Annotated in this window: 29 protein-coding genes; 10 read left to right on the top strand and 19 right to left on the bottom strand. The window is 60.8% G+C overall.

The features are described 5' to 3' along the window. Window positions 1-208: 208 nt before the first annotated feature. The 3 genes from ACE3O2_RS12830 to ACE3O2_RS12820 all read right to left on the bottom strand — a co-directional run bounded on the left by ACE3O2_RS12830 (window position 209) and on the right by ACE3O2_RS12820 (window position 2,498). A complete protein-coding gene (locus tag ACE3O2_RS12830) occupies window positions 209-592 on the bottom strand; it encodes a VOC family protein (protein ID WP_374338090.1) in 384 nt (127 codons plus the stop codon). An 81-nt stretch (window positions 593-673) separates the two neighbouring features. Beyond that, window positions 674-1,738 carry a bifunctional transcriptional activator/DNA repair enzyme AdaA gene (locus ACE3O2_RS12825; protein ID WP_374338088.1) on the bottom strand — a complete coding sequence of 355 codons (1,065 nt, stop codon included), beginning with the start codon at window positions 1,736-1,738 and terminating at the stop codon, window positions 674-676. Further along, complete coding sequence (locus ACE3O2_RS12820) at window positions 1,722-2,498, bottom strand: isocitrate lyase/phosphoenolpyruvate mutase family protein (RefSeq protein WP_374338086.1); 777 nt, start codon at window positions 2,496-2,498, stop codon at window positions 1,722-1,724. The genes ACE3O2_RS12825 and ACE3O2_RS12820 overlap by 17 nt, the downstream gene beginning before the upstream one ends. Before the next feature lie 207 nt (window positions 2,499-2,705). Here ACE3O2_RS12820 and ACE3O2_RS12815 point away from each other — a divergent pair, with 207 nt between their 5' ends. Both ACE3O2_RS12815 and ACE3O2_RS12810 read left to right on the top strand, forming a co-directional pair. Beyond that, on the top strand, window positions 2,706-3,128 hold the full coding sequence (locus ACE3O2_RS12815) for a hypothetical protein (protein ID WP_168877381.1): 423 nt from the start codon (window positions 2,706-2,708) through the stop codon (window positions 3,126-3,128). Next, the gene (locus ACE3O2_RS12810; protein WP_374338084.1) at window positions 3,118-3,771 is read left to right on the top strand and encodes a DUF6304 family protein; all 654 of its coding nucleotides are present in this window, start codon (window positions 3,118-3,120) and stop codon (window positions 3,769-3,771) included. The genes ACE3O2_RS12815 and ACE3O2_RS12810 overlap by 11 nt, the downstream gene beginning before the upstream one ends. Window positions 3,772-3,784: 13 nt before the next feature. Here ACE3O2_RS12810 and ACE3O2_RS12805 read toward each other — a convergent pair whose 3' ends face one another. Then, window positions 3,785-4,279, bottom strand: coding sequence for a hypothetical protein (locus ACE3O2_RS12805; RefSeq protein ID WP_374338082.1), 495 nt, complete (start codon window positions 4,277-4,279; stop codon window positions 3,785-3,787). A gap of 313 nt (window positions 4,280-4,592) precedes the next feature. On the opposite strand from ACE3O2_RS12805, the gene ACE3O2_RS12800 reads away from it, so the two are divergent. Then, window positions 4,593-5,315: a hypothetical protein gene (locus ACE3O2_RS12800; protein WP_374338080.1), complete on the top strand. Its 723-nt coding sequence runs from the start codon at window positions 4,593-4,595 to the stop codon at window positions 5,313-5,315. A 15-nt stretch (window positions 5,316-5,330) separates the two neighbouring features. Here ACE3O2_RS12800 and ACE3O2_RS12795 read toward each other — a convergent pair whose 3' ends face one another. Further along, on the bottom strand, window positions 5,331-6,116 hold the full coding sequence (locus ACE3O2_RS12795) for a substrate-binding periplasmic protein (RefSeq protein WP_374338078.1): 786 nt from the start codon (window positions 6,114-6,116) through the stop codon (window positions 5,331-5,333). 153 nt (window positions 6,117-6,269) lie between these two features. On the opposite strand from ACE3O2_RS12795, the gene ACE3O2_RS12790 reads away from it, so the two are divergent. After that, a complete protein-coding gene (locus tag ACE3O2_RS12790; RefSeq protein WP_374338076.1) occupies window positions 6,270-7,478 on the top strand; it encodes a hypothetical protein in 1,209 nt (402 codons plus the stop codon). Between the two features lie 2 nt (window positions 7,479-7,480). On the opposite strand, the gene ACE3O2_RS12785 is transcribed toward ACE3O2_RS12790, so the two are convergent. Next, window positions 7,481-8,005, bottom strand: a complete 525-nt coding sequence (locus tag ACE3O2_RS12785; RefSeq protein WP_374338074.1) for an O-acetyl-ADP-ribose deacetylase — start codon at window positions 8,003-8,005, stop codon at window positions 7,481-7,483. After that, window positions 8,002-8,388 (bottom strand): MerR family transcriptional regulator, encoded by a 387-nt coding sequence (locus tag ACE3O2_RS12780; RefSeq protein WP_374338072.1) that lies wholly within the window; start codon window positions 8,386-8,388, stop codon window positions 8,002-8,004. Before ACE3O2_RS12780 ends, ACE3O2_RS12785 begins: the two co-directional genes overlap by 4 nt. 98 nt (window positions 8,389-8,486) lie before the next feature. Here ACE3O2_RS12780 and ACE3O2_RS12775 point away from each other — a divergent pair, with 98 nt between their 5' ends. Then, window positions 8,487-8,915 (top strand): hypothetical protein, encoded by a 429-nt coding sequence (locus tag ACE3O2_RS12775; protein WP_374338070.1) that lies wholly within the window; start codon window positions 8,487-8,489, stop codon window positions 8,913-8,915. Here the strand turns inward: ACE3O2_RS12775 and ACE3O2_RS12770 are convergent. The 3 genes from ACE3O2_RS12770 to ACE3O2_RS12760 all read right to left on the bottom strand — a co-directional run bounded on the left by ACE3O2_RS12770 (window position 8,888) and on the right by ACE3O2_RS12760 (window position 11,337). Then, window positions 8,888-9,310, bottom strand: a complete 423-nt coding sequence (locus tag ACE3O2_RS12770; protein WP_374338068.1) for a hypothetical protein — start codon at window positions 9,308-9,310, stop codon at window positions 8,888-8,890. The two genes, ACE3O2_RS12775 and ACE3O2_RS12770, sit on opposite strands and share 28 nt — an antisense overlap. Before the next feature lie 44 nt (window positions 9,311-9,354). Beyond that, window positions 9,355-9,981, bottom strand: coding sequence for a hypothetical protein (locus tag ACE3O2_RS12765; protein ID WP_374338067.1), 627 nt, complete (start codon window positions 9,979-9,981; stop codon window positions 9,355-9,357). 360 nt (window positions 9,982-10,341) lie between these two features. Then, complete coding sequence (locus ACE3O2_RS12760) at window positions 10,342-11,337, bottom strand: sodium-dependent bicarbonate transport family permease (RefSeq protein WP_374338065.1); 996 nt, start codon at window positions 11,335-11,337, stop codon at window positions 10,342-10,344. A gap of 54 nt (window positions 11,338-11,391) precedes the next feature. On the opposite strand from ACE3O2_RS12760, the gene ACE3O2_RS12755 reads away from it, so the two are divergent. Beyond that, complete coding sequence (locus ACE3O2_RS12755) at window positions 11,392-12,327, top strand: LysR family transcriptional regulator (RefSeq protein ID WP_374338063.1); 936 nt, start codon at window positions 11,392-11,394, stop codon at window positions 12,325-12,327. Here the strand turns inward: ACE3O2_RS12755 and ACE3O2_RS12750 are convergent. Both ACE3O2_RS12750 and ACE3O2_RS12745 read right to left on the bottom strand, forming a co-directional pair. After that, on the bottom strand, window positions 12,267-13,076 hold the full coding sequence (locus ACE3O2_RS12750; RefSeq protein WP_374338061.1) for a substrate-binding periplasmic protein: 810 nt from the start codon (window positions 13,074-13,076) through the stop codon (window positions 12,267-12,269). The genes ACE3O2_RS12755 and ACE3O2_RS12750 overlap by 61 nt on opposite strands. A gap of 69 nt (window positions 13,077-13,145) precedes the next feature. Next, window positions 13,146-14,555 carry an MFS transporter gene (locus ACE3O2_RS12745; RefSeq protein ID WP_374338059.1) on the bottom strand — a complete coding sequence of 470 codons (1,410 nt, stop codon included), beginning with the start codon at window positions 14,553-14,555 and terminating at the stop codon, window positions 13,146-13,148. A 97-nt stretch (window positions 14,556-14,652) separates the two neighbouring features. Here ACE3O2_RS12745 and ACE3O2_RS12740 point away from each other — a divergent pair, with 97 nt between their 5' ends. Beyond that, the gene (locus tag ACE3O2_RS12740) at window positions 14,653-15,474 is read left to right on the top strand and encodes a helix-turn-helix domain-containing protein (protein WP_374338057.1); all 822 of its coding nucleotides are present in this window, start codon (window positions 14,653-14,655) and stop codon (window positions 15,472-15,474) included. A 4-nt stretch (window positions 15,475-15,478) separates the two neighbouring features. Here ACE3O2_RS12740 and ACE3O2_RS12735 read toward each other — a convergent pair whose 3' ends face one another. The 4 genes from ACE3O2_RS12735 to ACE3O2_RS12720 form a co-directional block, all read right to left on the bottom strand. Then, a complete protein-coding gene (locus tag ACE3O2_RS12735) occupies window positions 15,479-16,495 on the bottom strand; it encodes a hypothetical protein (protein ID WP_374338055.1) in 1,017 nt (338 codons plus the stop codon). A gap of 267 nt (window positions 16,496-16,762) precedes the next feature. Continuing rightward, window positions 16,763-17,476 carry a hypothetical protein gene (locus tag ACE3O2_RS12730; RefSeq protein ID WP_374338053.1) on the bottom strand — a complete coding sequence of 238 codons (714 nt, stop codon included), beginning with the start codon at window positions 17,474-17,476 and terminating at the stop codon, window positions 16,763-16,765. A 135-nt stretch (window positions 17,477-17,611) separates the two neighbouring features. Continuing rightward, window positions 17,612-18,985, bottom strand: a complete 1,374-nt coding sequence (locus ACE3O2_RS12725) for a PepSY-associated TM helix domain-containing protein (protein ID WP_374338051.1) — start codon at window positions 18,983-18,985, stop codon at window positions 17,612-17,614. 210 nt (window positions 18,986-19,195) lie between these two features. Next, window positions 19,196-19,807 (bottom strand): gamma carbonic anhydrase family protein, encoded by a 612-nt coding sequence (locus ACE3O2_RS12720; RefSeq protein WP_168877364.1) that lies wholly within the window; start codon window positions 19,805-19,807, stop codon window positions 19,196-19,198. A gap of 226 nt (window positions 19,808-20,033) precedes the next feature. Here ACE3O2_RS12720 and ACE3O2_RS12715 point away from each other — a divergent pair, with 226 nt between their 5' ends. Continuing rightward, window positions 20,034-20,408 (top strand): hypothetical protein, encoded by a 375-nt coding sequence (locus tag ACE3O2_RS12715; RefSeq protein ID WP_374338049.1) that lies wholly within the window; start codon window positions 20,034-20,036, stop codon window positions 20,406-20,408. 39 nt (window positions 20,409-20,447) lie between these two features. On the opposite strand, the gene ACE3O2_RS12710 is transcribed toward ACE3O2_RS12715, so the two are convergent. After that, window positions 20,448-21,860 (bottom strand): MFS transporter, encoded by a 1,413-nt coding sequence (locus ACE3O2_RS12710; protein WP_374338047.1) that lies wholly within the window; start codon window positions 21,858-21,860, stop codon window positions 20,448-20,450. 115 nt (window positions 21,861-21,975) lie between these two features. On the opposite strand from ACE3O2_RS12710, the gene ACE3O2_RS12705 reads away from it, so the two are divergent. After that, a complete protein-coding gene (locus ACE3O2_RS12705; RefSeq protein ID WP_374338045.1) occupies window positions 21,976-22,914 on the top strand; it encodes a LysR family transcriptional regulator in 939 nt (312 codons plus the stop codon). Here ACE3O2_RS12705 and ACE3O2_RS12700 read toward each other — a convergent pair. Then, entirely contained in the window at window positions 22,894-24,321 is a 1,428-nt protein-coding gene (locus ACE3O2_RS12700; protein ID WP_374338043.1) for a beta-1,3-glucanase family protein, read from the bottom strand. The genes ACE3O2_RS12705 and ACE3O2_RS12700 overlap by 21 nt on opposite strands. Before the next feature lie 244 nt (window positions 24,322-24,565). On the opposite strand from ACE3O2_RS12700, the gene ACE3O2_RS12695 reads away from it, so the two are divergent. Further along, complete coding sequence (locus tag ACE3O2_RS12695; protein WP_374338041.1) at window positions 24,566-24,931, top strand: hypothetical protein; 366 nt, start codon at window positions 24,566-24,568, stop codon at window positions 24,929-24,931. Between the two features lie 7 nt (window positions 24,932-24,938). Here the strand turns inward: ACE3O2_RS12695 and ACE3O2_RS12690 are convergent, their stop codons facing one another. After that, window positions 24,939-25,268: a DUF2834 domain-containing protein gene (locus ACE3O2_RS12690; protein WP_374338039.1), complete on the bottom strand. Its 330-nt coding sequence runs from the start codon at window positions 25,266-25,268 to the stop codon at window positions 24,939-24,941. Window positions 25,269-25,291: the final 23 nt, after the last annotated feature.

Below are 25,291 nucleotides of genomic sequence, written 5' to 3'. Positions count from 1 at the left end.
GCGGAGCCGGTTTGGCCACGCAGGCCGAGGAGTGCGAGAGAGGAAGCGGACAGACCGAGGCTGGAGCCGGAGACCAGAGCGACCATGGGGTGATCCTGAGGGACAATGAGGGAATGTCCAGATGATCACGGGGGAGTTGGCTCTGTTTAGGGGGAGGGAAAGCAACAGCCCGACATGGATCGGGCTTGTCGATAGGGTGGGGCTTCGATTATTCGTTACACACTACGGCCAGCTTGTTGCCTGAGGGGTCGCGGACGTAGGTGGCGTACCAGGTGGGGGTGTAGTGGGGACGGGGGCCGGGGGCGCCTTCGTCGCTGCCGCCGTGGGCCATGGCGGCCTGGTAGAAGGCATCGACTTCGGCGTGCGTGCTCACCATGAAGGCAAACATGGTGCCGTTACCGGCGGTGGCGGGTTCACCGTTGAAGGGCTCGCACAGCCAGAGTGTCAGGTCCTTGCCTTCGCCGCCCTTGGAGTAGCCACGCCAGCCGGGAAATTCGGCGTGCATGGCCCAGCCGAGCAGTGGCAGGGTCGCGTCATAAAAGGCATTGCTGCGGGCAGTGTCCTGCACGCCAAGGGTGACATAGTTCGCCATGTTGCGCTCCATCAGGTTATGATATGAAACATTCGTTCTATATCATGACGAGGTTTGTGCAAGATGACAAGGGGTTCGTGCTTATGCCACCCTGTCCTTTGGGGTATGGTGCAGTTCGTGGTCTAGTAACCACTGTTTGCGGGCCAGTCCGCCACCATAGCCGGTAAGGCTGCCGTCTTTGCCAAGAACCCGATGGCAGGGCACGATAATGGACACGCGGTTGGCCCCGTTGGCACTGGCGACGGCACGCACCGCCTGCGGGTTGCCCAGCCTTTGCGCTTGATCCGCATAGCAGGCGGTGCCGCCGTAGGGGATGGCCTGCAGGGCTTGCCAGACGGACTGCTGGAAGGGGCTGCCGGGCAGGTCCAGCGCGACCGTGAATTGCTGGCGTGTGCCGGCGAAGTATTCCGCCATTTCATGCTCGGCTTGGCGGGTGTGGGCGTTTTCACCTGCCAGGATCGGTGCCCTGAGCAGGCGCTGCAGGTCGCGGAATTCGGTTTCCAGCATGCGGCGATCCACAAACTCCAGTAAGCAGACACCACGTTCACTGGCGCAGACAAACATCGGCCCAAGCGGGGTGGTAAAGCGATGGATGAGCAGCACTTGGCCTTGCGTCGTTGGTGATGACCCGGTGAGCTTCTTGTAGGTATAGCCAAAACCGCTGAGCGAGTCATAGCCGCTGTCCAGCGCGGTGTCGGTCGCTCGACGCCCCCCTTTTAACTCTTCTAACGCCGTGTTGATGCGAAAGGCGCGCTGGAAAGCCTGAAAGCTCATGCCATAGTGCTGCTGAAACCAGCGGCGGATGCGTTCCGGACTGACGCCCCGGGCGCGCAATTCGCCATCAGTGAGGCGTTCTTTCGGGTGTTGTCGCACCCAGGTGATGGCTTCCGCGATGTCCGGTGGAGCAGCGTGGGCATTCTCGGTGGGGCGGCACACCTTGCAGGGACGAAACCCGGCGTCAATGGCTTCCTTGAAGCCGGTATAGAACACCACATTCTCTGGCTTGGGCTTGCGTGCCCGGCAGGTGGCAATGCAGAACACCCCCGTGGTTTTCACCCCAACATAGAAAATGCCGACATGGTCTGCCGCACGCGCGACCAGCGCGCGATAGTAGTCGGCAATCTGCCGTTCATCCGTAATGGGCATGTTCAAACACACAGTGGAAGGATTGTTCGGAACGCACAGTGGCAAACAGCTGCTGCAGTGTCTGCTGTACGCGGCCATGCAGGAAATTGCCCATGCTGATGCGTTTGACACCAAGTGCGGCGAGCTGCGGGAAGGTGGGTAGACCCGGCATGCACATGACGTTCAGGGGCAGGGCGATGCGGGCAGCCAGTTCACGGATGGCTTCGGCCTGAATGATACCCGGCACAAATAGTCCGTTAGCCCCACATTCACCATAGCGCTGTCCTCGCGCCAGGGTTTGCTCAAGTGCATCTGGCAAGCCCAGCAAATAGGCTTCGGTGCGCACATTGATAAACAGATTAACCCCGGCCGCCTGCAAGCCTTGGCGAATGGCCTGCAGACGCTGGCCAAACACATCTGCCTCCAGCATGCTGCGCTGGCCGTTGACCACCAGACTGTCCTCCAGATTGATGCCGACAACGCCTTGCGCGGCGAGTGCGAGCAGATTCTGTACCACGGACTCAGCGGTTTCGCCATAGCCTGCTTCCATATCGACACTGAGCGGCAGCGAGGAGACCGCGCGGATACGAGTGACGACTGCCAGCAATTCAGCAAAGCTCAGCCCTTCACCATCGGCATAGCCCAGCATGTCGGCAATGGCGGCACTGGAGGTCCCCAGTGCGGCGTAACCGGCAGCCTCAGCTGCCCGGGCGCTGGCAGCATCCCAGACATTGGCCAGCAAGAGCGGTGACGATTGCTGGTGTAATTCGGCGAATGTCATGATGTGAAACCTTTGTGTTGAACAGGTGCTCATCATGGGTTTTCACGCAATCCCTCACAACCGAAAACCGGACGAGTATTTTTCTGCGTCTGGATCCGCCGCTGAGACTGCGAGCGGGCAGGGCGGCAATGGTATGATAGGCGATCGTGACGGGCAGTCTAGCCCCAATAGCGTGTTGACCCTGTACTGATCTGTTCTGGAGTGTTTGTGCCTGATCCTGCCTTTTCCCGTTCCCTGCGCAATGCCGGCGAAGGGCTCTTGCTCTGTGTGCTGACCAGCGTGCAAGCGTTCATGTACGACACAGCCACTCGGCAGCGACTGCTGGCGCAAAGCCTGGGTTACACACACAGTGACCTGAATCTGTATATGGCCGTGCTGGGCCTTGCGGGTATTCTGCTGCTATGGCTTAGCTTTATTGTCATCCGCTTGCGGCAGGGCAGCTGGACACCTGGCCTGCGGGTGTTGGGCCAGGGAGGGCTGGCATGCAGTGTGCTGCACGCGGGCTGGTTCGGCTATCAGACCCTGCTGTTGATCCTGCAGCAGCAACGCAGCGTGGCAGACTTGTCTCTGGTGCTGCTGTTGTTGCTGCCCTTATGGCTGTATCGTCGGTTGCTGGCTGTTGAACGCTGACACAAGCCACGCCCGTTATCAGGACGCACACGGCGAGCTGAGCGGCAGTCTGCATAACGATGGCAAGTGGCTAACCCTCACCCTGGGCGACACGCGCTTCTCTGGTATGGCATTCGATAGCCTGAGCCCGGAATCCCCGTTGCCAGACGGGAGCCGCTTTCAGCTACAGCATGATGTGCTGTGCCAATGCACCCTGTACCTGAGGCTGCCGCTGACCTTGCTGTCGGCAGAGGGGCCGCAGGCGGCACAACTGGACATCATCCAGCACCTGGGGCAACCCGCCCCGCATGGCGGGCTGGATCGGGCCGACCTGCAGTTGCAGCTACATATGCCGCCACAGCACTGGAGTAGCCGTGAGGGCCGTAGCGATTTTGAAGACGCCTTGCTGGACCTGCAACGGCAACTGCCGGAAGGGCTGCGCCTGCACTGCTGCTTTGGCTGCCAGTATGGTGATTACAGCGTATATGGTCAAGGCTCTTTTGGGGACCTGATGTGCTTTCGCGATCACAAAGCGATCTACAACCAGGTGCGCAGCAAGCTGGATTATCGACAACAGCTGGACCAGTTCAGCCATACCGTGCAGGAAACCGGGTGCTGCCCCGAGTTTACGCTGCGCCAGCCTGGCGCAGGCTACCGAGGCTGAGTGGTATTCTGTGTCAGTTCGGTACCGGTTCCGCATCCACCGGAATATGCAAGGCAGTGCCATCCCCTACCTGTAACGGCCAAGCCCTGCCGCGTACACGCAGGGTCATCTGATCCCCTCCCGCCAAGCGCTGCCATACTTCTCCACTGACTTGTCGCCAGTGGGCGCAACCGTTGCGGTCCAGTTTACCGCTATAAAGTGTGGTCGGTGGGGTCAGGTCTCGCCAGGCTTGCAGCTGCCAGCGCTGGCCGGGTTTCCAGCGGTATTCACCACGTTGCAGGCATGCCCGCAAGGCGATTGGTTTGCCCGGCAGCGCCGGTGGCGATTGATGCAGAGCCTGCAGATGCCGTCCCCAGGCCAAGCGGTAGCCAATGGCCTCCTGCAGCGCGAGGGTCGCCGCATCTTGCGGCTGACGTTGTTTGAGCAGGGCAAGCTGTGCCGCGAGCTTGCCAAGGTCTGTTTCCTGTTGCCAGTTGGTGAGCGGGGTGGAGGCGTGCGCAATGTTCAAAAGTGTTGCGGCAAGTAGAGCGAAGATGATGCGCATTGGGTAGATCCTTGGGTGCGGGGAACACATGCTGTCGTGTCTGACTGGTCTGCTCCCGCATCAGTTCACGCGGTTGGCCATGCTATCCCTGTCTTTAGTCCGTGCCGGCCTCTGCCTTGGCGGGGGGAGGTAGGATACTGGCGATACCACTTGATCGTGACCAAGCGGAACATTCTCTAGAAACACCACTCTCATGACATTCAGATCGTACACTCGCCGTTGAGTGGGTTGAGATGGAGGCTGGATGAGATTCAATGCGAAGCGGATGGGCGCTTGCATGTTGCTGCTTGTAATGGCGGCCAAGGCTGGAAATACCCCTGAGCAGATGACGTCGCTGTACTTGCGTGCGATGGTCAATTATGAGCGTGATGCGGCCAGAGAATTGAACCAGCTGACTGCGGCGCCCATGAAGCGACAGGGCTTGCCTTTGCTGGACCTGAACTGGATTCAACAGATCCATGAGCGTGCCCCGGCGCAGTTTGCAGACAAACTGGCCAAGCAGAGAGGGGAATCGTTTCGTGAGCCAGCCCGCGCCATGATGACGGCGCAGATTGCCTTGCTCAAGCAGGTGCGCTGCTCGGTGCTGGATTCGCGGGAGGAGAGTCAGGGCAAGCTGGTGTTTGCGCGTGTGCGCTATCGCTGTGAGGGGCCGGATCTTCTGTCGGGAGAGGAGGCTCTGCGGGCCTTGCTCAAGGATGTGTATCTGGCTCGGGCTGAAGGAGGAGATCTTCAGCAGATCGAGCGTGTAGCGCTGGAACGGATGGCCGCTCTGTATCAAGCGGCCCGCCAGACACGTACGATAGAAGGTGAATTCAGCTTGCAACGCTTTGGCAGCAGCAAGCAACCCCTGTGGTGGAGTGAGTCCGGCAGCATGCTGCCGCAGCAGGTGCTGGCGGCGCTGCTGCAACCGGTGCCCTGTGCCAGCAGCGAAAGCCGTTGTGACATGAACGAGGTGCGGCAGCAGCTGGGTCTGCCGCGTTCTTCCGCCAGCGACCGTTGAGGGGTAGATGCCGCTTCAGTCAGGCGGCAGAGCCAAGGGTATCCGGGTGCGCTCCGCGAGTTGCAGCTTCTGCGCTACCTGTCCGAAAAATTGCTGGGATAGGCGGGCGTGGCTACCGTCCTTCATGGCCTTGGCTAATGCGCGCTGCAGGGCTTGTGCCAGTTCGGGCCGCTTTGGATTGACGTAAAAGTAGAAATCTTGCGGGTAGGTCAGCAGCAAGTTGGGCTCGATGGTCAGGGTGGGGTGTGCCACTACCTCGTCCAGGACTTCAAATGCGCCACGCGGAAAATAATCGACGCCCCGTGACCGGGAGGCGAGCAAAGTGAACAGGTCTGACCATTCCCCCTCATGTACATAGACCGGGAGCTGGTTGTACTTCCAGATGGCAACATCCCGCCAGCCACTGCCCAGCCCCGCTGTCAGCCCGCTGCGCTGCAGTTGCTCCAGCGTACGGATGTGGGCAAAGCGGCCTTCGGTTCCTGGTGGGATCAGCAGGACACGCTGCCCGATCAGGCCATTGGTCAGAGGAGTATTGACCCGGATAAACTGCTTGTCGCGTTCCGGCGTGGCCAGCATCCAGTACACATCAATGTCGCCTTTTTCCAGCAGCAGGTAGACCCGCTTGTGGCGAGGGATGGGCACATTACGCACCTGCAGGGTCTGACCATCGGCCATCAGGGCATTGAGTGCCAGCTGTTGGAAGAAGGCATCGTTATGGCGGTCGTTGACCGGGAAATTGATGCGCAGGGGGGCGGCCAGCAGTGATGAGGGCAGCAGCAAGAGCATTATCCAGCGCAGCATGTTGGCCCCTCCGCTCGATGAGATGGTTATCCGAGTATAGATCATAGGGCAGGAGCGTGGGTCTGCCAGGTGATGGTTGGTCGAACCACCACTGGCCCTGCCGCGTGATTTATGGCATGGTTTAAGGCTTTCCACCCCCTGGAGTTGCTGATCATGCTGGACCGAATTGCTGAAGCGTATGCCCGACTTGTGCTGTCTACCGGCCTGCACGATGACAGCTATGTGGACGCCTGGGTCGGCCCGGCTGAATGGCGAACCCAGCCGGAAGCGCTAGACTTGACTGAATTGCAGCAACGCTCGGCCACCTTGCTGGCGGAGCTCGAAGTACGCCCCTTGAGTGGGCTACCGGAAGCGGAGCAGCAGCGGCAAGCCTACCTGCACAAGCACTTGATCGCCCTGCATGCCCACATTCGCCGCCTGCAAGGGGAGCGCTTCCGTTTCGATGAAGAGTCCCGCCTGCTGTACGACGCGGTATGCCCGCCCCTGAGCGCGGCCGATTTTGATCCGGTGCTGACTGAGCTGGCGCAATTGCTGCCGGGTGATGGCCCCCTGCATGTCCGTGCCCGCGAATGGCTGAGTGGCTTTGATATCCCGCGTGAGAAGCTGGACGCGGTATTCACAGCCGCCATGGATGCCGCACGTGAACGTACCCGACCCTATATCGCCCTGCCGGAAGGGGAATCCTGCAAGCTCGGCTACGTGCAGGACAAGGTATGGGGGGGCTATAACTGGTATCTGGGGCAGGGGCACAGCCTGGTAGAGGTCAATACCGATTTCCCGATGCCGCTGGCACGTGCCATTGACCTTGCCTGTCATGAAGCCTACCCGGGGCATCATGTGCAGAGCAGTTTGATCGAGCTGGAGCTGGTGCAGCAGCGTGGCTGGATGGAATATGCCGCCTTCCCGCTGTATAGCCCGCTCTCCTGCCTGGCGGAGGGGGCGGCCAATTACGGCATTCTGCTGGCTTTTCCCGGCGACAGCCGCATCCAGTTCGAGCGTGAGGTGTTGTGCCCGCTAGCGGGGCTCCCGGCGGATGACTTGCCGCGCTATCACCGGGTGCTGACCTTGCTGGACCGCCTCAGCTATGTGGACAACTGGGTGGCGCGCGACTGGCAGGATGGTCTGCTGGATGTTGATGGTGCCCGCGCCCGCTTGCAGCAATACCGGGTGAGTGACGAAGCCCGAGCGGCACAGCGTTTCCGCTTTATCGAGAAGAATGGCTCTTACGTCATCAACTACAACCTTGGTCTGGATCTGGTAGCTGCCTGGGTGGAGCGGCAGGCCGGAGCCGACCTCTCTCTGCGCTGGCAAGCCCTCTCCCGCATGCTGCACCGCCCGCTGACCGCGTCGATGATGGTTTGACGCTAGGGGGTGGCAGCGGGTGTATTGTCTAGCAGCAGGCGTTGGTAAATGGCCAGGTCCTGCGCGGAAAAACAGCAGAAGGTGATGTCCATCGCTTGAGTGGCGGTGGACAAAAAGGCCTGTGACACCGCAATGGCAATCTCAGCCGCTGCCGATACCGGATAGCCGTAGATACCGGTGCTGATGCCTGGGAACGCCAGCGTGCGAACGCCGTGTGCGGCGGCCAGCTGCAGGCTGTTGCGGTAACAACTGGCCAGTAATGCGGGCTCCCCCTGCTCGCCGCCACGCCAGACCGGACCCACGGTATGGATAATGTAGCGGGCGGGTAAACGGTAGCCTTGGGTCAGCTTGGCCTGCCCGGTTTTGCAGCCGCCCAGCAGGCGGCACTCATGCAGCAGGTCCGGCCCTGCGGCCCGGTGGATGGCACCATCCACACCACCGCCACCCAGCAAGGACGAGTTGGCCGCGTTCACAATCGCCTCCACCGGCAAGGTGGTGATGTCTGCACGCAGGGCAAACAGGGTCATTGTTGGGCCCATCCTGGTGGGCAGGTGGCGGGGGCTTGCGTGCGCTCACCCAACAGCGGGCATTGCTGCACGATTTCATGCGCCAATTGCTGACGTAAGGTTTGCAGGGCAAGGATGCGCTGGTCCAGCTCTTGCAGCTTGAGTTGCAAGACCTCCATCACCTTCTGAGCCGGGTCGGGTGCATCCCAGATGTCCGGCAGGCGTGCACTGATCTCGGTCAGGGTGAAGCCGAGTCGTTGCGCATTACGAATGTACTGTACCAGCAACACGCTGGCCTGCGGGTAGTCCCGGTAACCGTTACCCAGCCGGCTGGCGCGCAGCAGGCCACGCTGTTCATAAAAACGCAGGGTTTCGCGGCTGACGCCGGTGGCTTGCGCCAACATGCCGATTTTCATTGGGGCCGATCATGCTATTAAAAGCTTGACCTTGAAGTTTACTTCAAGGTTTACGCTGCGCACACTTTTTCGTGAGGAGTGTCGCCATGGTCAGTCAATCCCGTTATCTCACCTTGATGCGTGCCAGTGCCTGGTATGACCTGGGCGTGATCCTGCTATTTGTAACGCCCTGGAGTTTCCGCTGGGTGCATGGCCTGCTGGGGCAGCTCCATGTCCAGCTCGGGCTGAGTGGCGTCTGGCTGCCACTGGACATCCAGCACGTCTTGTTCGCCACCTTGCTGGGGTCCGTCGTGCTGGTGTGGTCTCTGGCGCGTTTGCTGGCCTCATCCGTACTGCTGGGGCGGCTGGATGGTGTCTCACGCGTGCTGTTCAGCTGCTGGCAGCTGTATGCGGTGTATCAGGGTGCCAGCACCCTGCTGCTGGGCTTTACAGTGTTTGAGGTCGTGTTTGGCATCGTGCAGTTCCTGCCGGTACGTACGGAACGGACTCAACCCGCTTCCGTAGCACTGGCCTGAGAGGGCAGGCGGGTGCGGCGCTGTCGCCAGCATACCCACCCGCTCAAGCCATGAAGCAGCAGCAAAGCCGTCAGCACCAAGCAGGTGAGCTGGCTTGTCGGCAGTGCACGAAGCTGCATGCCCAAGGCGACGGCATGCAGCAAGACCAGTACAGCCGCAGACGGCCAATGGCGCCCGGAGACCGCATAACCCAGCAGAATCAAGGCTAGCCCGCCCAAGGCCACCAGTGCCCAGTGCAGGCCCAGGCTGGCAGGAAATAGCATCAATGTCAGCAAACCACCGCCACCGGCGCAGGCTACGACGGCACTGAGCAAGGGAAGGTACGTGTACCAAGAGGCCTGCTCTAGGCGAGCCAGCGCGCTTTGCGGGGCCTGCCAGGGATCGCGCTCGGTCATGCTGTTGTCTCTGGTTAATGGGCGTTACTGCTGCTGTCTGGCATTTATGCTGCTAGCCGTTGTTTGAGCGTGTAGCACGCCCAAGCGCTGCGGCTATAGGCAATCAAGATCAGGACGCCAATGAAAGCCGAGCCAGGTACGGTACCATTGTTGATCACAGCATAACCAAGACTAGCCGCCTGGAGAATGGCGAGCAGTGCGGCACAGATGACATTGCGGTGAAATACGCCATAGGCCAGCCCTAATAGAGCGCCTATCATGCCGATGAGATAGACAGTAACCTCAGTATCCAACCCGCCTGCCAAGGACGGTATTAAGACCCCAAAAATACCCACCAGGGCCGCATGCGCAATTGCAACCTGCCAGCCCTCACGCATGTGCTTGAGGAGCTTGTCTTCGCTGCTTGCTTGGGTTTCTAGCGCGGTCTTGGGAGCTTGGTAGGGATTGTTATCGCTCATGACGACCCGGTCAGAAAAGGCAAAGGCCCCAATCCTGCCGTTCGAATGGAGGGCCGTCAAGCCGGTTGTGATGAGCGTTGACGGCTTACCGGGCAGGGGGCGGCGCGCCATGGCCATGCTGTGCCAGATAACGCTGGTAATGATGGCAACCCCACCAGCTGCGTCCAGCAATGGCGATGAAAGCCAGGGAGAATAGCCAAAGCAGCCCGCCACCTGGCTCCAGAACGCGCCAGCTGATGCCGCACATCAAAAAGGTTAATAGTGCGGCACAGATTCGGCTGTAATGCTCCAGGCCATATGCCAGACCCAACATGACACCCATAGCCAACAGTGAGGGATATGCCAGCTGTGAGGAATAGACCCATGCCATGATGAGTGGCAGCACACCAAGCACAGTCAGCCCATAGCAAAGCATGCGTCCACCGGTGACCGAGCTTCGCCATACGGCAATTTCTGGTGCAATGGGTGCGTCATGGGACAGGGGGCTATTAGGGGGTGCGTAGGGGTTATGCATTGCATCTGGACGGCAGGGAAGGGTACTCATCCTGCCGTCCAGATGGGGCGTCGTCAAGCTCACAGCAGCCGTTGTGCGGTTTGCAGGTAGAGCGGGATGCCGAGCAGGATGTTGAACGGGAAGGTGAGCCCGAGCGAGAGGCCAAAGTAGAGCGCGGGCCGGGCTTCGGGGATGGCTTCGCGCAGCACGGCGGGGACGGCGATGTAGGAGGCGCTGGCCGCCAGCACCATCAGCAGGCCGCCGTCACCGGCAGACAGTCCCAGCAGCTTGGCGAGTAACAGTGCGAGCGTGGCATGGCACAGCGGGGCGCCGATGGCGTAAGCCATCAGCCACGGTGAAATGCCACGCAACTGAGGCAGGTTGCGGGCGGCCAGCAGGCCCATGTCGAGCAGGAAGAAGGACAGCATGCCTTTGAACAGGTCACCGGAGAAGGGCTGCATGGCGGCTTGTCCAGCCGCACCCGTCAGCAGGCCCACCAGCATGGCGCCGATCAGCAGCATCTGGGCGCCATCAGTGAACGATTCATGCAGCAAGGCGCGCAGGCTGTGACCTGCCTGGGCACCTCCCTGCTCTCGCCGCAAGCGGTTGGCCAATAGCACAGCGAGCAGGATGGCCGGAGATTCCATCAGCGCCATGGCGGCGGCCATGTGACCCCCATAACTGAGCTGGTGCTGGTCCAGGTATTGGGTCGCGGTGATGAAAGTCACCGCGCTGACGGAGCCATAGGTCGCCGCCAGTGCTGCTGCATCCCAGCCAGGTACCAGCCGCCGCAGCAAGGGGTAGGCCAGTAGCGGGATGAGGAGGGCGAGCAGTACCGCAGCCCCCAGACTGCTGGCAATTTCCAGTGTCAGGCCACTTTTAGCCAGCGCGAAGCCCCCTTTCAGGCCGAGCGCCATCAGCAGATACAGCGACAAGAAGCGGCTGATCGGCTGCGGAATGTCGAGGTTGGATTTCAGCAGGCCGGCACTGATGCCGAATACAAAAAACAGGATGGCGGGGTCGAGCAGGCTGGTCATCGCGCGGCTTTCACATGAGGTGTCGCGGATGGTAGGCATGTGGTTGCATGCTGTAAAATCAATTATTCATTGAATATGCATAGATAAATGCTGATGAATGTGACATTCCGGCAATTGCAGGTTTTCCTGGCCGTGGTGGACACGGGCAGCGTGAGTGCCGCGGCGCGACGTTGTCATGTCACCCAGCCCACCGTTTCCATGCAGCTGAAAGAGCTGACGGAGGCGGTCGGCATGCCGCTGTATGAGGTGGTCAGCAAGCGCTTGTCTTTGACCGCCGCGGGTGAGGAGCTGGCACGTACGGCACGCGCGATGAGTGAAGAGTGGGCTGCGCTGGGGCAGCGCATCGACGGTCTGCGCGGACTGACCCGTGGGCGACTGCGGGTGGCGGTGGTCAGTACGGCCAAGTATTTCATGCCGCGCTTGCTGGGGGGCTTCTGCGCCCGCTACCCGGAGGTGGATATCGCGCTGGAAGTGCTGAATCGGGACGGGGTGGTGCAGCGCCTGCGCGAAAACCGTGACGACCTGTGCATCATGTCTTTACCCCCGCAAGACTTGGCCATTGAACAGCAGTCCTTTCTGCCCAACCCCTTGTTGCTGGTGGCAGCCCGCAATCACCCGCTGGCCTCGGCCTCAAGCTTGCCGTTGAGCGCACTGGTCGAGGAGCGCTTCATCTTGCGTGAGCCGGGGTCGGGTACTCGTCTGGCGGGGGATGCCCACTTTGCCGCACATGGTTTCCGTCCCCGGGTGCGGATGGAGCTGGGCAGCAATGAGGCCATCAAGCAGGCGGTCGCAGGCGGTTTGGGGCTGGCCGTGCTTTCCCGCCATGCCTTGGGCGAGCATGTCGCCGATGATGGCCTGGTGGTCTTGCCGGTAGAGCACTTTCCCATTCATGCCAACTGGTTCATTGTCAGCTTGCAGGGGAAACGACGTTCGCCGCTGGCCGAGGCGTTTTTGCAGTATCTGGCCGATCAGCGGGAGGCGGGTTTGCGGGCAGGTTTGGTAGAGGGTGACGTGGCACGCGGAAAGTAGCTGAGGTGCTTGCCAAACCACTTGTGGGTGATGCGCTCGTAAGTGCCATCTTCCACCATGCCTTTGAAAATGGCGTTAACCCGGGCTTCTTCCGGATTGTTTGGGGCACGTTGTGACCAGGAAACGGAAAGGGTGGTCACACGGAAAAGGAAACGCCCACCAAAGGATTTGCGAACATTCAGCTTGTCGATAATGGCATCAATGGTGCCGACGGAGCCCGCAACGCCTACACTGCCGTGGCCAGCCACGACCTTTTTCACACAGGTGGTGTAGTCGACGCTGAGGTCCTTCTGCATGGTGGCATCGACATCGTAGCGGGGGTCCACTTTCAGGCCCCGTGGCGTACACAAGGGCAGGCGGTAAAGGTCCTCATAGCTCTGTGCAGTGGTGCCCCTGGCAAAGACGACCCCGAAATCCAGCGGGCCGAAGTCAGTACCCCGATTGGCGTAGCGGGCACGCGCTTGCCCCCAGGCCATGATGGAAAAGTCGATTAGCCCCCCTTCCAGTTCGGCTTCGACACGGGCATAAGGGGTGATGCGCCGGTTGACCTTGTAGCCACTGCGGCGCTCGAATTCATCCAACAGATCTGGCAGGGCGCCGATCAGTTTTTCCTGCCCTTGGGCATTGGTGGTGCTGATGGTCCAGGGTTCCAGTTGAATCAAGTCAGATTGCAGGGTCAGCGCATGCGAGGGGGCACCAACCAGCAGGCAGGGCAGGCTGGTCAGCGCAATCAGCAAAGGGAACGTCAAGCGCGGGAGCATGCCATCAGTATTGACGGAGATGCCGGGCAAGGCAAGGGCGCCACGACGTTTGCATGATTATCGTACCGGCTGAACCGCCGGAACTGGTGTACGCCGAGCAGAGAGCAGGCCGCACAGCACGCTCAGCACAGCTACCGCAATGAAAGCGTGGTGGTAATGCTGCAAGTGTGTGTACTCAGACAACTGGCCTGAACTGCGCAGCAAGGTTGCCGCCAGTGCAACGCCCAGCGCGCCACCCAATTGCCGGGCACTGTTGGCTACGCCAGACACCAGCCCGGCATCCTGCTGTGAAATACCCGCCGTCAGGTTCTGCATGGCGGTCAGTACCACCATGCCCAAGCCAAAGCCCAACAGCAAAGTGGGGGGCAGCAGGTGCAACCAGAAGTCTGGACGGGTCGGCAGGGTGGCCAGCCACAGCAAGGCGACACTGGCCAGCAGACTGCCATACAGCGGGAAGCGGTGGGCCTGGCCGCTAACGGCGCGCTGGTTGAACAGCAAACGAGCGACAGCCAGCATCACGCCGAAAGGCAGCAAGGCCAGCCCGGCCGCTTCTGCTGAGTAATGCCCCAGCTGTTGCAGCTGGGTGGAGAGCAAGAAGACGGTCGCCGCCAGTGTGCCACCCAGACTCATCATGACCAGATTGCCCCGGGCCTGATTGGGCATCTTGAACAGGGACAAGCGCAGCAGAGGGGCCGGGCTGCGGCGCTCGATCTGTACAAAGCCGATCAGCAAGGCGGCACCCGCGAGCAAGCTCCCCCATACTTCCAGGCTGGCCCAACCCAGCAGAGCGGCTTGTGACAGCCCATAAATCAGGCTGCTGCTGCCCAAGGTGGCGGTGAGTGCACCCGCCCAGTCCAGCGGACTGCGCTGCACGGGTGTGGCTTGCAGGCAGGTCAGGCTTGCCAGAATCAGCAGTGCGCCGATGGGCACGTTAACGAACATCACCGCTTGCCAACCATAGCGTGCAGTCAGAATACCGCCCAGTACGGCACTGAGGGCAAAGCCGGCTGAGTTGAATGCCGCCCACAATGAAAGCGCTTTGGCGCGGGCTTGCTTGTCGTGCTGGGTGGCAGCAACGATCAGGGTCATTGAGGAGGTGGCCAGTACCGATGCTCCGACTCCCTGCAAGGCACGGGCGATCAGCAATGTGACGCCGCTCTCTGCCAGCCCCCCGGCCAGACTGGCGAGGGTGAACAGTGCCAGCCCGGCCAGCAGGGTACGGCGGCTGCCATAGAGGTCGCCAACTCGGGCTGCCAGCAGCATGAAGCCACCCAGGGTCAGCAGATAGGCATCCACAATCCACTGCTGCGCCAGCGCGCTGAGGTGCAGGGCCTGCTGCATGGCTGGCAGGGCAACATTCACAATGGCGCCATCCATCACCACCATGCAGGAGGCAAGGCAGGCGATAGCAATCAGGAGCCAGGCGGGCAGGCCCGGCCGGATCAGAGATGGGGTTGCGGTAGTCATGAGAACGGTCTCCGGTGGTGGGATCAGGCCTCCAGTCTAGGTGTTCGCTTTGATTTCGTGATAACGTGATTGTGATCAGAAATACGGAATTATGGACATGATGCACATGGGTGATGGCCCCAGCCCCAACCGCTGGCTACAGGAGGCCAGTGAGCGCCGCGACGGCCCGGCCATTCTGGCCGTCTGGGGCGACGATACCGCCAGCAGCGATTTCCAGCTGGGCAGCCGGGAAACCGGCTGGCACCAGCATGCGCGCGGGCAGTTATTCTGTGTGGAAGACGGGCTGGTGCAGGTGGAAACACCACAGGGTGCTTGGGTGATGCCACCACACCGGGCGGGCTGGATACCGCCGGATGTACCCCACCGGGCCCGGCTCAGCGGGGCGCACCGGGGCTGGAATGTGCTGATTACACCGGAGCTGGCTACCGAGTTGCCACTGACCCCATGTGTGCTGGCAGTCAACCCGCTGCTGCGAGAGCTGGTCAACCGTGCCACCCGCTGGCTGTATCAAGCGGAGCTGGATGTGGTGCAACTGCGCCTGCAGGCGGTGCTGCTCGATGAACTGCAGCAGGCACCGCAGGAGGCGCTACACCTGCCGATGCCGCAGGATCGCCGCCTGTTGAAGATCGTCAACGCCTTGTTATTGAGGCTGGAGGATACCCGTACGCTGGAAGCATGGGCTCAGTGGGCCGGGCTGTCCGCGCGCACCATCACGCGCTTGTTTCAGCAGGAAACCGGGCTCAGTTTTGCCCAGTGGCGGCAGCAGGCCCGGCTGGTGCAGGCGCTGGAACGCTTGTCGAATGGAGAAAGGGTGGCGCAGGTGGCGGACGCACTGGGCTATGCCACTCCCAGTGCGTTCATCAGCATGTTTCAGCGCGCGTTCGGCGTGACCCCCGCGCGCTGGTTTGCTACTCGCTGAACACTCAGCTCGGCGTCAGCACTCTGGATTTGGCGGTGACACTCAGATAGTGAAGCTTGTCGGTCAGCATGCCCATGCCGGGAGGGTTGGCGCCAATGGGCTTCATGTTTTGAAAAAACATGCCAGGAATCGGTACGGCTGTCCCGACTTGCTGCACCAGATTGGCGGGATAACCCATTTGTGTCATCACCTGCTGCAACTCGGCATGTTGTGGCTGAGGGTTGAAATAGTAGGTAATGCTTTCCAGTGGGCTGACCCAGACATCTGGCCGGGGTGTTTCTGCCGGGCCATTGGTGTAGGCGACATCAAAGTCCCCGATCGTCAGCAATTGCCCGGGCTTGATGTAGAAACTGGCCAGATTGCCTTTGCCGCTCTTGTCGTAGGGGATGACGCCACGGAAGTCGATGAAAATGGCGTCGCCCTGCACTTCGCGTGTTGCATCCGCATAGTAGCCGGGGTCATACCAATGGGTGATCATATTGCCGTTGACCGTGGCACCGGCATAAGAAGGTGGTACCCACTCTTTATAGCGCTCCAGATGGGGCAGAGTGGTTCGGGAAAACTGCACAAACCCTAGCGTGGATTGCAAGGAAGTGCGTGCACGCAGCAGATTCCGGACGGTATCCTTGTTGCGAGTCTTGCGGGCAAAGCCGACCAGGTCATAAAAGCCGGGTTCCAGAATGTAGTAATCCGCGTTTCCAACGAAGCGCTTGCCATGACCTTCGCTGGAGGTCCAGGCGCCCAGTATCAGCGGTTTCTTGCTGTCCCGATGCAGCCAGTACGTCAGCGCCGGGCGCGCATCCCCCGGCAGGGTCAGCATTTCATGCGAAGCTGTATAGAAATCCAGCGTGGTCTTGCGGGCGACCAGTACGCCTTTGCCCTGCTTCAGTGCGGCCTGTACGGCATCGGTATTGCTGGATACGGGGACTTGATTGGCGCCACAACCTGCCAGGCTGATCGCCAGAATGCCCAGCATGGCTGCGCTTAGCAGCTGACGCCGGGTTTGCTGCAACAAGGACATGATGTCTCCTGCCCATGTGACTCGCCATGTGTGGCGAGCTCCCAGACTGATCACACCCGTACCCCGCCATCAGCCTTCTGCGAGGCTATGGACAGTCAGGGCCGGAAATTCAGACTGAAGGCAGGTTGCCCCGCCTTCAGGCGGATGTCACTGCCGTGGCAGTGCTTCGTCCATTCCGCGCCGGGAACTGTATCACGTCGGTGCCGTGAAGCAAGGGGCATTCATACAATTGTCATCACGTCTGTCTGACTGGCACAACGTTTGCCGTCAGTCATCCGTGCTGAGGACTTCCCAGCTGCCATAGCAGCGCATGCCGGCTGCACGCGCGACGGCCGCAGAGCTGACATGATCCAGCTGACAGCGGTATTGCGGCTCAAACCCTTGCAGGCAGGCATGGCGGCTGATGGCGCGGATCACGTCGCGGGCAAACCCTTGGCCACGGTGCGCCGGAAGGGTCAGTACGCCCGTATCGGCCAGTGGGCTATCCGGCCACACATACATGCTGGCCGCACACACCAGCTGTGGCCCGACAAAAGCGCCCCAGACTGACCAGTGATCCAGCTCTACCCAGGCCGCATCCAGATCGGCTTCAGAGGCCTGGGACTGGAATTGGCTGAAAGCTGCCTGATCGGCCTGGCTCAAGGGGCGGATATGTGCGGGCGTTGTTTCCTGCAGCAGTTGGGCCTGGTCGGCTTCGGTAAAGTAGTGCAGCCAGTCGGCCCCATGCAGATGGACACCGTGTGCGGCCAAGTGCTGACGAAATGTGGTTTCATCGTGAATCGGGTGCGGGGCAAGTGCCAGTCGGGCTGCCCATTCCGGCGTCACAACGGCCCGGGTGTGTGTATCACGCTTCAGCAGCATGATCTCCTGCCCCTCGGGCAGATGTGGGTTGATGGACAGAAAATCTTGCTGCGAGTGCGCTGCTGTCTGGGCCAGACAACGCTGCCAATAGTGGTCAACGGCGTGGGAGAACTGGGACATGAACAACCTAAGGGATAACGAGGACAATTGATCTGCCTGAGTATGGGGCAGTCCGGGAGTCGTATTTTCCCGAGGCAGGTCACACGACGCAAGCTGCCCGGGCGGGCAGCTTGCGTCCATTCGGTGTGCGGCGGCTCAGGCTGCGGCGCGTCGCGGCAAGCGTTGCCACAGCGCATCCAGCGCCAGGACCAGCAGGAAACTGGCGCCCACCAGCGGGAACGCTACACCGAGTAGCAGCATGAGGATCAGGGCTGTCTTCCACAGTGGCGTGTCTGCAGGGGAGGCCGGCACGCCCAGCTTGCCATCCGGCTTGCGCTTGATCCACATGATGATGCCGCTGATGCCGCTGAAGATGATCAGCAAGCAAATGGTGAGCATCAGCAGCTGGTTGGCCAGTCCAAAGAATTTACCCTCGTGCAGGGCAACACCGAATTCGACCGCTTTGGGTACTGCGGCATAGTCCTTGAAGCGGATGTCCGCCAGCACCTTGCCACTGTACTGGTCTACATGCAGGGTGGCTTCATGGCGTGGGTCATTCGGAAACACCGAGATGGTGTAAACCCCTTCCGGGCCATCGGGCAGGCTGATGGCGTAGCCGGGAACCACCTGGCGTGCTTTGGCCAGGTCCACGACCTGCTGCAGGCGGATGGACGCAGGGCTGGCCGCGGAGCCCGCATCCTGACTGTTGTGTTCTGCATGGTTACCCGTGGAGCGGGGCAAGGGGGTTTGCTCTACCGCCCACGGTACTACTTTGTCTTCCGTGCTGTTCAGCGTGAGCGCCTTGCGGTCCGATTTGGGCACATCGTCCCACATCTGCGCCGGGAACTGGCTCCATACGGCAGCAAACTTCTCACCCCAGAAGCCGGTCCAGGTCAGGCCGGAGAACAGCATGAACAGTACAAACAGGACACCCCAGAAGCCGGTGACTGCATGCAGGTCGCGCCACAGGGTGCGGCCTCCCGCCGAGAGGCGGGGCCAGAATACGGCCAGCTTGCCACGGCCACGCGGCCACCACAGGTACAGCCCCGACACCAGCAGGACCACACCCCAACTGGCAGCCAGTTCGACCAGCAAGTCCCCCGACTTGCCCATCAGCAGTTCGCCATGCAGTTTCAGTACCACGGCTTGCAGCGTGCTGTTTTCGTCCAGACTGCCGAGCAGGGTTGCCCGGTATGGATCGACATATACGCCCAGCTTTTGCCCCTGATGACGGATTACCAGCTTGCTGCTGCTGGTTGAGGTGGCAGGCGGCTGATACTTCAGCAATGCTGCCCCCGGATAGCGCTGCTGTACCACGCCTGCCAGATGATCTGCCGGATGCATGGGCTGGCTGCTGGCAGGAACGTTCAGCAGCTCGCCATACATCCACTGATCCAGCTGAGGCTTGAACAGATAAATGATGCCGGTACAGGCCAGCATCAGCATGAAGGGCACCACAAACAGCCCGGCAAAGAAATGCCAGCGCCAGGCAACGGTATAGAAGGTCGGGGTTTTACGGGGACTGCTCATCTGTCTCGCTCTCGTTGTCATATGGACAGGGGAAGGGAGCGGTCAGGGTAAGAGAGGGCTCACAAGGCGACAAGCCCTTGCGACACTATGCCGCAAGGGGTAGGGTGTGCCCGGAATGGCCAATGAAAAGTGTTTAACACATTGATTATTAAGTACTGTTTATACTTGATTGTGATGGGGCCAAGCGGGTGTGACAGATTGCCACAACCCTTACAGCACCAGATCGTCCCACTGGGTGCTGTCGTGCAGATGCCGCCCCAGCCGTTCGGAGAGCCCACGGGTGATCGTCACCATATTGGCTTCCTCGCGTTGCAGGCCATAGACCGTCAGTGGGAAGTTGAGCGGACCTTGCTGCGCCCAGATGGCCTCGTGTTCGTGCGGGGGCAGGATGCGCGCAGGCTGGCCGACTGCCACCCAGCCGATCGGCACCGTGCTGCCAGGGGGCAAAGTGCTTTTCAGGTGAACCACACCATGGATGCGCACTTCACTGCCGCGCCCGATGTGAGCGCCGTGGAAGATGGCAGAGCCGGTGGCAATGAAGACCTCATCCTCAAGGGTGCAGCCGACCACATGCGCTTGCGGCCCGATCAGGCAATGATTGCCGATGGTCAGCGGATGATGGTCATTGCTGCGCAACACCGCATTCTCCATGACAATGACTTGCTCTCCCAGACTGATGCGTCCCCCCTCGGCAATGATCTGCGCACCGAACAAAATGCGGCAGCCCGGCCCGACATGCACATCACCACACAGTACGGCATTGGGTGCCACCCAGGCATCCGGGTGGACAGTCGGGGTATGGCCGAGATGGGTAATCAGCATACGTCTGGCTCCATGCAGGAAGGCTTGCTGCTCTTGTGGAGCAGGCTGGATTGAACATGGCTGCCAGTGTACACAATCCGGGGGAGAAGTGTTTATTCAAAGGTTTGCGTGCGTCGGCTTTCGCAGTTTTGCAAACCAGGCTTCACTCAGGCATCCCTGCCATGCCCCATGCCATAATTGGTGAAACGGTCATTTAAGGTTTGCTTAACGTTGGGGTGATATGATCATGCTGGCTCAATTGTTGGGCGAATTTCTGAACCATATCATTGCCTTTGTCGCCAGGATTCCCATGCGCATTCTCAGTCAACGTCACGTCGCAACCCTGCTGGCGGGGCTGTCCCTCACCACGGCAGTGTGGGCCAGCAAGCCGGAAGTCCTTGCTCCGGTGACGGTTGGCCAGCCGCCACTGCAGACTGGCATTGCAAGCGCAACAGGGGAATGCCCTGTGCTGCAGACCGTATCCACCAATCCTCTCCATCTCCCGTTATCCATACTGCCACCCACGGCACCCACCACGCTGCAAGCCGGTGGGCATGAGCAGTACGCGATGGGCATGTTCTACAAGCGCGGCCTGGGCTTGCCGCGTCCCAAGGGCAAGTAAGCCGCGTCGAGACGCGTTCCAGACGCCCTCTTCGGGCCTTTATTGACCGGTTTCCTGAGCTGTCCGTGGTGTGGCAGGGATGCGCCAGGCCAGCAGCAAGGCCAGCAGGGTCAAGCCTGAAGCAGCTGCGAAGCTGGTCTGCATGCCCAGTGCAACCTGCACCGCACTGGCATGGTTGATATCCAGGCTACCGCTGCCTGCCGCAAATACCGTGCCCAGTAGTGCGGTGCCGGTCGTGAGCCCCAGATTGCGTGAAAGATTGAGCATGCCGGAGGTTACCCCGCGCTGGCTTGGCACAGAGGTTGCCATGACGCCCGTGTTATTGGCTGTCTGGAACAAGGCATAGCTGGCGGTCAGCAGGACTGTAGACAGCATATAGCCGGGTAACCAAGGGTGAGGCGCGATCAAGCCGAGCAGTATGCCGCCTGTTAGCATGCCGGTCAGCCCCAGCCGGGTCATGCGCAGATTACCGAAGCGGTCTACCAGTCTGCCAGCCAGATTACTGCTGAGTGCCGAAGCAATCGGGCCACAAGACATCACCAGCCCCGCCAGGCCATCCGGCAGGCTCAGCGCGTGTTTCAGATAGAACGGACCCACCACCAGGGTCGACATGATGACCGTAGAGACCAGTCCACTCATCATCAGCCCGCTGGACAGCTGGGTATTGCGCAGCATGCGCAAAGGCACCAGCGGGCTGCTGCTGCGCCGTTCAATCTGCAGGAACAAGTACAGTGCCAGGGTCGCTACCGCCAGCAAGACCAGATTCAGGCGGCCCATATGGCCGCGTCCCAGCGTCATGGCCAGTGCGTAGCTGCTGAGTGCGATCATCAGCACGGCGGTGCCAGCTAAATCCAGCTGCAATGGTGTCTTACGCTGTTCAACAGGCTTCGGCAGGTAATGACGGGCCAGCAACCAGGTCAGCACGCTGATCGGGACCAGTACCAGAAACAGCCCTCGCCAGCCGACGTAGCTGATCAAACTGCCGCCCAGCGTCGGGCCCAGCGCGGTGCCGACGGCGGAGAGCGTTCCCATCAGCCCCATGGCACGGCCACTGCGTTCTTTGGGCAGGGTTTCACTAACCAGCGCCAGCGTGTGGGCCAGCAGAATGGCGGCGCCCGCACCCTGCAAACCGCGTGCGGCAATCAGCCAGGGCAGGCTGGGGGCCAGTCCACACAGCAGTGATGCCAGCGCGAACCAGAGGAGCCCGATCAGCAGCAGGCGACGACGGCCCAGCAAGTCGCCCAGTCGGCCGGCCAGTATGACCAGGCTGGTCAGGCTGAGCAGGTAGGCCAGCACCACCCACTGCACTTGCGGGAAGGGGGCAGAGAACACTTTCCCCAGCGTGGGCAGGCCGATATTGGCAATGCTGGTACCCAGAGAGGAAAGCAGCATGGCCAGCGACAGGCTGAGCAGAATGCCCCGGATAGGCGGCGCGGTGGACGTTTCGTTCATGATGATTCCTGCTTAATGAAAAGGTTTGACTGCAGTGTAGAGGCTGGCAATAGGTGGCGGAAGACGCATGGTTTGCACATAATAAGTGCATTGAACGCCATATCATTGAGGTCGCATGAACGCACCGGATTACAACCTGCTGCATACGCTGGATGTCTTGCTGCGGGAGGGCAGTGTGGCAGGGGCGGCGCGCGCCTTGCAGCTCAGCCCGTCGGCCATGAGCAGGGCGTTGGCACGGTTGCGAGAAACAACCGGTGACCCGCTGCTGGTGCGAGCGGGGCGGGGTCTGGTGCCGACCCCGCGCGCCTTGGCATTACGGGAATCGGTGGCACTGCTGGTGCAGCAGGTGGAGATGGCGCTGCGTCCCGAACGTCCGCTGGTGCTGGCGCAATTGCAGCGCAGTTTTACCCTGCGGTGTCGCGAGGGCTTTGTGGAAGCGGTCGGGCCCGCTTTGCTGGCGTATTTGACCTCCCGAGCACCCGGTGTTCGCCTGAACTTCATGCTCAAGGTAGACAGGAACAGTGCGGCGTTGCGGGACGGTAGCGTGGACCTGGATACGGGTGTGGTGGGGGAGGACATGGCGCCCGAGCTTCGGGCGCAGTCCCTGTTCCGGGATCGGTTTGTGGTGGCCGTCCGCGCCGGACATCCGTTGCTGGCACAACCGCTGACAGCGGAGCGCTATGCCGCGGCTTCACACGTGGTGGTCACCCGGGGACAGCAATTGCATGGACAGGTGGATAGCGCATTGGCGCAGCATGGCCTGCAGCGCCAGCATCACACCGTGGTCAGCAGCTTTGCCACTGCGCTGGCGCTGGCTCGGCGCACCGATCTGGTGGCCACTGTGCCGGAGCGACACAGCCTGTCCTTGAGCGAAGGGATGCAGATGCTGCCTTTACCATTTGAGCTGCCGGCCTTTACCGTTTCCCTGCTCTGGCACCCACGTTTCGAGGCAGACCCCGCGCACCGCTGGTTGCGGCATGCCGTGCGGGAGGTCTGCCTGACCGCATTTCCTCAGGACAGCGCGCTGAGTGCCTCAGTGATAAAAGCGACCTAGCGTCAGGCGTACGAAACTGGCCACCAGACTGTCTCCTGCTGGCGGTACGGATGGATTCTGATCGCAGACATCATCGTACGGAAAGCCGTAGGCCAGGCCATTGGCGCTGTAGCTATGGAAGGCTTCTGCCCAGGGGTTGTAGCAGGTGCCGTCTGCATAGAACTGGTTGGCCTCACTGGCGCAGGTGCTGTCATCCAGGCTGGTGGTAACCGTACCTGCCGCATTGATGATCATGCCACGGTTAAATGCGGCCGCCAGCATTTTTCCCACATTCAGCTGGGCGGTGCCACCACTCGCCAGTGAATTGGCACATTGCCAGATGTCCGCGCTGCTGGTGGGCAGGCCATTACCCGCCGAGATGTAGAACGCCGGTGCCAGGGACGGGGTCGCTTGCAGCGCGGTGACCAGCTCGGCCATGGTGTAACTGCCCGCGTAGAAGGCCAGTGCGCCGGCTGGATAGCCGGTGGGGGCCGTGGGGGCATTGGGATATTGCAAGGGATATACCACGCCGGTATAGCTACCTGTGCTCAAGTCTGTCGTGACCAGCGGTGTGGTTTGCCAGGCGACAGCCGCTTGCTGGATGACCGTGTCAAAGTAAGCGTTCAGTGTTGCCGGTGGCTGGCTGCTGCCGCTCAGGGTATCGGGCGAGAGGCCGCGCAGGTAGGTGATGCTGGAGGGGTAGGCCTCGCTGGCTGCCGCAGGCGGGGCAAGCAGTGCCGCCGTGCCACCGCACGGTGAGGACATGTTGGCAATGTCTTGCAGGATATGGGATCGGCTGCTGTTGTACTGCCCCTGGGTGGGGTAGGGGGACTCGCCAACCGGTGTGGCTTGCAGCCAGATCGGGAAGCCAAACTGGTTGACCTGGGTCGGGTTGCCGTTGAAATTGCCTTCACTATCATAAGAGAACTCAATCCAGTCATACAGGCAAAGCGAGCCCCCCACGCCGGTGCCGTTGCCGAACACCGGTGCGGTATAGCCCGTCACGGTGTTGCCACTGCCCTGCACCGTAAAAGGCAGCCTGGGAACGCCAACCGAGAAATACACCCGGCCGCTGAATGCCTGGGTGCCTGTACCCAAGGTGGGAATGGTGGTGGTGTTGATATTGCCCAGTGGCAGGATCAGATTGCTGCCTACGCTCACGGCCATGCTCCAGTCTGCCCAGTCCAGCGGGTAGTTGATGGACAAGGCATCCTGGGCTGCCGGGCTCAATTCGCTCATGTCAGGAAACGTGCCTGCAGTCTGCGTGTTGTCTTTGAGCGACATCAGCTGTGGTGCACCATTGGCGTCCATGTAGTAGTAGAGACTGCCGACCAGCCCTACCACATAAACATAGACCGGGGTATCCACGGGCAAATCGGTCTGAGTCAGGTCAATGATCAGTTGAGACGGAATGGCGGTGTTCGGCATGGGGGGCTCCGGATGTCAAAAGGGCGACCAGTGTGCCTTGTCATGCTAGCAATTGCGGCATGGGATGCCATGGCCATTCGGTCAGGGGGCAGGCAACTTGAGCGGTTGCTTGGTCTGGCGGGCCGTCTATCCGTAGATGGACGGATGCATGCATTTGTAATTTTTTTAGGATAATGTACTAATATGCATGCAGGGCAAGACGTATGAATATTGCATTGCCATACCCAGTCAAGCGAGAACGGCCATGAGCATGATGCTGTCAGCGTTTACCGAGCCACCCCGCTCCGAGCGGCATCCCCATTCGCCTGGGGTGCGGCCCTGTGCGGAGTCGTCGGCACGGTCGCAGCTGGGCTTGCCGGAAGAAGCCCTGTTTTTGGGCTACGTGGTGCAATATGCTGAGAGCGGCGAGTTTGTCAGTCGCTGGGATGAGCGCCTGTACCGGTCACAGGCCATCGCGGTGGCCGGGATCGAGCAGGCATTGCGCTATGGCAGCCAGTTGCTGGCGGCGATTGATGCCGCCCAGATCGAACAGACCACCTGTATCGGCATGCTGTTTTCCCATGCCGGGCAGTACTACTTGTCCCGGACGGACAGGGCTCAGCACGGCTAGCCGTGTGTCAGGCCAGCGCCAGTTGGCTTTGTTGCTCCAGGTGGCGCTGACGTAGCCACAGGAACAGGGGCAGGGCCAGCGAGACACCGACTATCAGCCCCAATGCCGCCCGCCAAGGCTGCCGCATGCCAATGCGCCGACCTTCCACGACCATGAAACTGACACAGCTGACCGCTGAGCAGACCACATCGGCAGCGAAAAAACGGCTGATGTCATTGACCCACAGCTGCTGCAGGAAGTGCGGGATATCGAGACCGTGCGCTTGCACAAAAGGGAAGAAATGGGTCAAAGGCCACACGGTTCCGGCAATGCACAGCATAAGGTAGACATGGCGCATGAACATACTCTGGAGGACTGACG

This window comes from Leeia sp. (genome assembly GCF_041909055.1).
Lineage (GTDB): Bacteria > Pseudomonadota > Gammaproteobacteria > Burkholderiales > Leeiaceae > Leeia > Leeia aquatica.
Note: the sequence above shows the minus strand (reverse complement) of the source record. Positions and strands in the feature narration are given on the sequence as shown.

Bases quoted from the DNA above. Each gene is read 5' to 3' on its own strand.
- ACE3O2_RS12830 (WP_374338090.1), bottom strand. From the start codon at position 592: ATGGCGAACTATGTCACCCTTGGCGTGCAGGACACTGCCCGCAGCAAT.
- ACE3O2_RS12825 (WP_374338088.1), bottom strand. From the start codon at position 1,738: ATGCCCATTACGGATGAACGGCAGATTGCCGACTACTATCGCGCGCTG.
- ACE3O2_RS12820 (WP_374338086.1), bottom strand. From the start codon at position 2,498: ATGACATTCGCCGAATTACACCAGCAATCGTCACCGCTCTTGCTGGCC.
- ACE3O2_RS12800 (WP_374338080.1), top strand. From the start codon at position 4,593: ATGTTGCTGCTTGTAATGGCGGCCAAGGCTGGAAATACCCCTGAGCAG.
- ACE3O2_RS12795 (WP_374338078.1), bottom strand. From the start codon at position 6,116: ATGCTGCGCTGGATAATGCTCTTGCTGCTGCCCTCATCACTGCTGGCC.
- ACE3O2_RS12790 (WP_374338076.1), top strand. From the start codon at position 6,270: ATGCTGGACCGAATTGCTGAAGCGTATGCCCGACTTGTGCTGTCTACC.
- ACE3O2_RS12785 (WP_374338074.1), bottom strand. From the start codon at position 8,005: ATGACCCTGTTTGCCCTGCGTGCAGACATCACCACCTTGCCGGTGGAG.
- ACE3O2_RS12780 (WP_374338072.1), bottom strand. From the start codon at position 8,388: ATGTTGGCGCAAGCCACCGGCGTCAGCCGCGAAACCCTGCGTTTTTAT.
- ACE3O2_RS12775 (WP_374338070.1), top strand. From the start codon at position 8,487: ATGGTCAGTCAATCCCGTTATCTCACCTTGATGCGTGCCAGTGCCTGG.
- ACE3O2_RS12770 (WP_374338068.1), bottom strand. From the start codon at position 9,310: ATGACCGAGCGCGATCCCTGGCAGGCCCCGCAAAGCGCGCTGGCTCGC.
- ACE3O2_RS12760 (WP_374338065.1), bottom strand. From the start codon at position 11,337: ATGCCTACCATCCGCGACACCTCATGTGAAAGCCGCGCGATGACCAGC.
- ACE3O2_RS12755 (WP_374338063.1), top strand. From the start codon at position 11,392: ATGAATGTGACATTCCGGCAATTGCAGGTTTTCCTGGCCGTGGTGGAC.
- ACE3O2_RS12745 (WP_374338059.1), bottom strand. From the start codon at position 14,555: ATGACTACCGCAACCCCATCTCTGATCCGGCCGGGCCTGCCCGCCTGG.
- ACE3O2_RS12740 (WP_374338057.1), top strand. From the start codon at position 14,653: ATGATGCACATGGGTGATGGCCCCAGCCCCAACCGCTGGCTACAGGAG.
- ACE3O2_RS12735 (WP_374338055.1), bottom strand. From the start codon at position 16,495: ATGTCCTTGTTGCAGCAAACCCGGCGTCAGCTGCTAAGCGCAGCCATG.
- ACE3O2_RS12730 (WP_374338053.1), bottom strand. From the start codon at position 17,476: ATGTCCCAGTTCTCCCACGCCGTTGACCACTATTGGCAGCGTTGTCTG.
- ACE3O2_RS12725 (WP_374338051.1), bottom strand. From the start codon at position 18,985: ATGAGCAGTCCCCGTAAAACCCCGACCTTCTATACCGTTGCCTGGCGC.
- ACE3O2_RS12720 (WP_168877364.1), bottom strand. From the start codon at position 19,807: ATGCTGATTACCCATCTCGGCCATACCCCGACTGTCCACCCGGATGCC.
- ACE3O2_RS12715 (WP_374338049.1), top strand. From the start codon at position 20,034: ATGCTGGCTCAATTGTTGGGCGAATTTCTGAACCATATCATTGCCTTT.
- ACE3O2_RS12710 (WP_374338047.1), bottom strand. From the start codon at position 21,860: ATGAACGAAACGTCCACCGCGCCGCCTATCCGGGGCATTCTGCTCAGC.
- ACE3O2_RS12705 (WP_374338045.1), top strand. From the start codon at position 21,976: ATGAACGCACCGGATTACAACCTGCTGCATACGCTGGATGTCTTGCTG.
- ACE3O2_RS12700 (WP_374338043.1), bottom strand. From the start codon at position 24,321: ATGCCGAACACCGCCATTCCGTCTCAACTGATCATTGACCTGACTCAG.
- ACE3O2_RS12695 (WP_374338041.1), top strand. From the start codon at position 24,566: ATGAGCATGATGCTGTCAGCGTTTACCGAGCCACCCCGCTCCGAGCGG.
- ACE3O2_RS12690 (WP_374338039.1), bottom strand. From the start codon at position 25,268: ATGCGCCATGTCTACCTTATGCTGTGCATTGCCGGAACCGTGTGGCCT.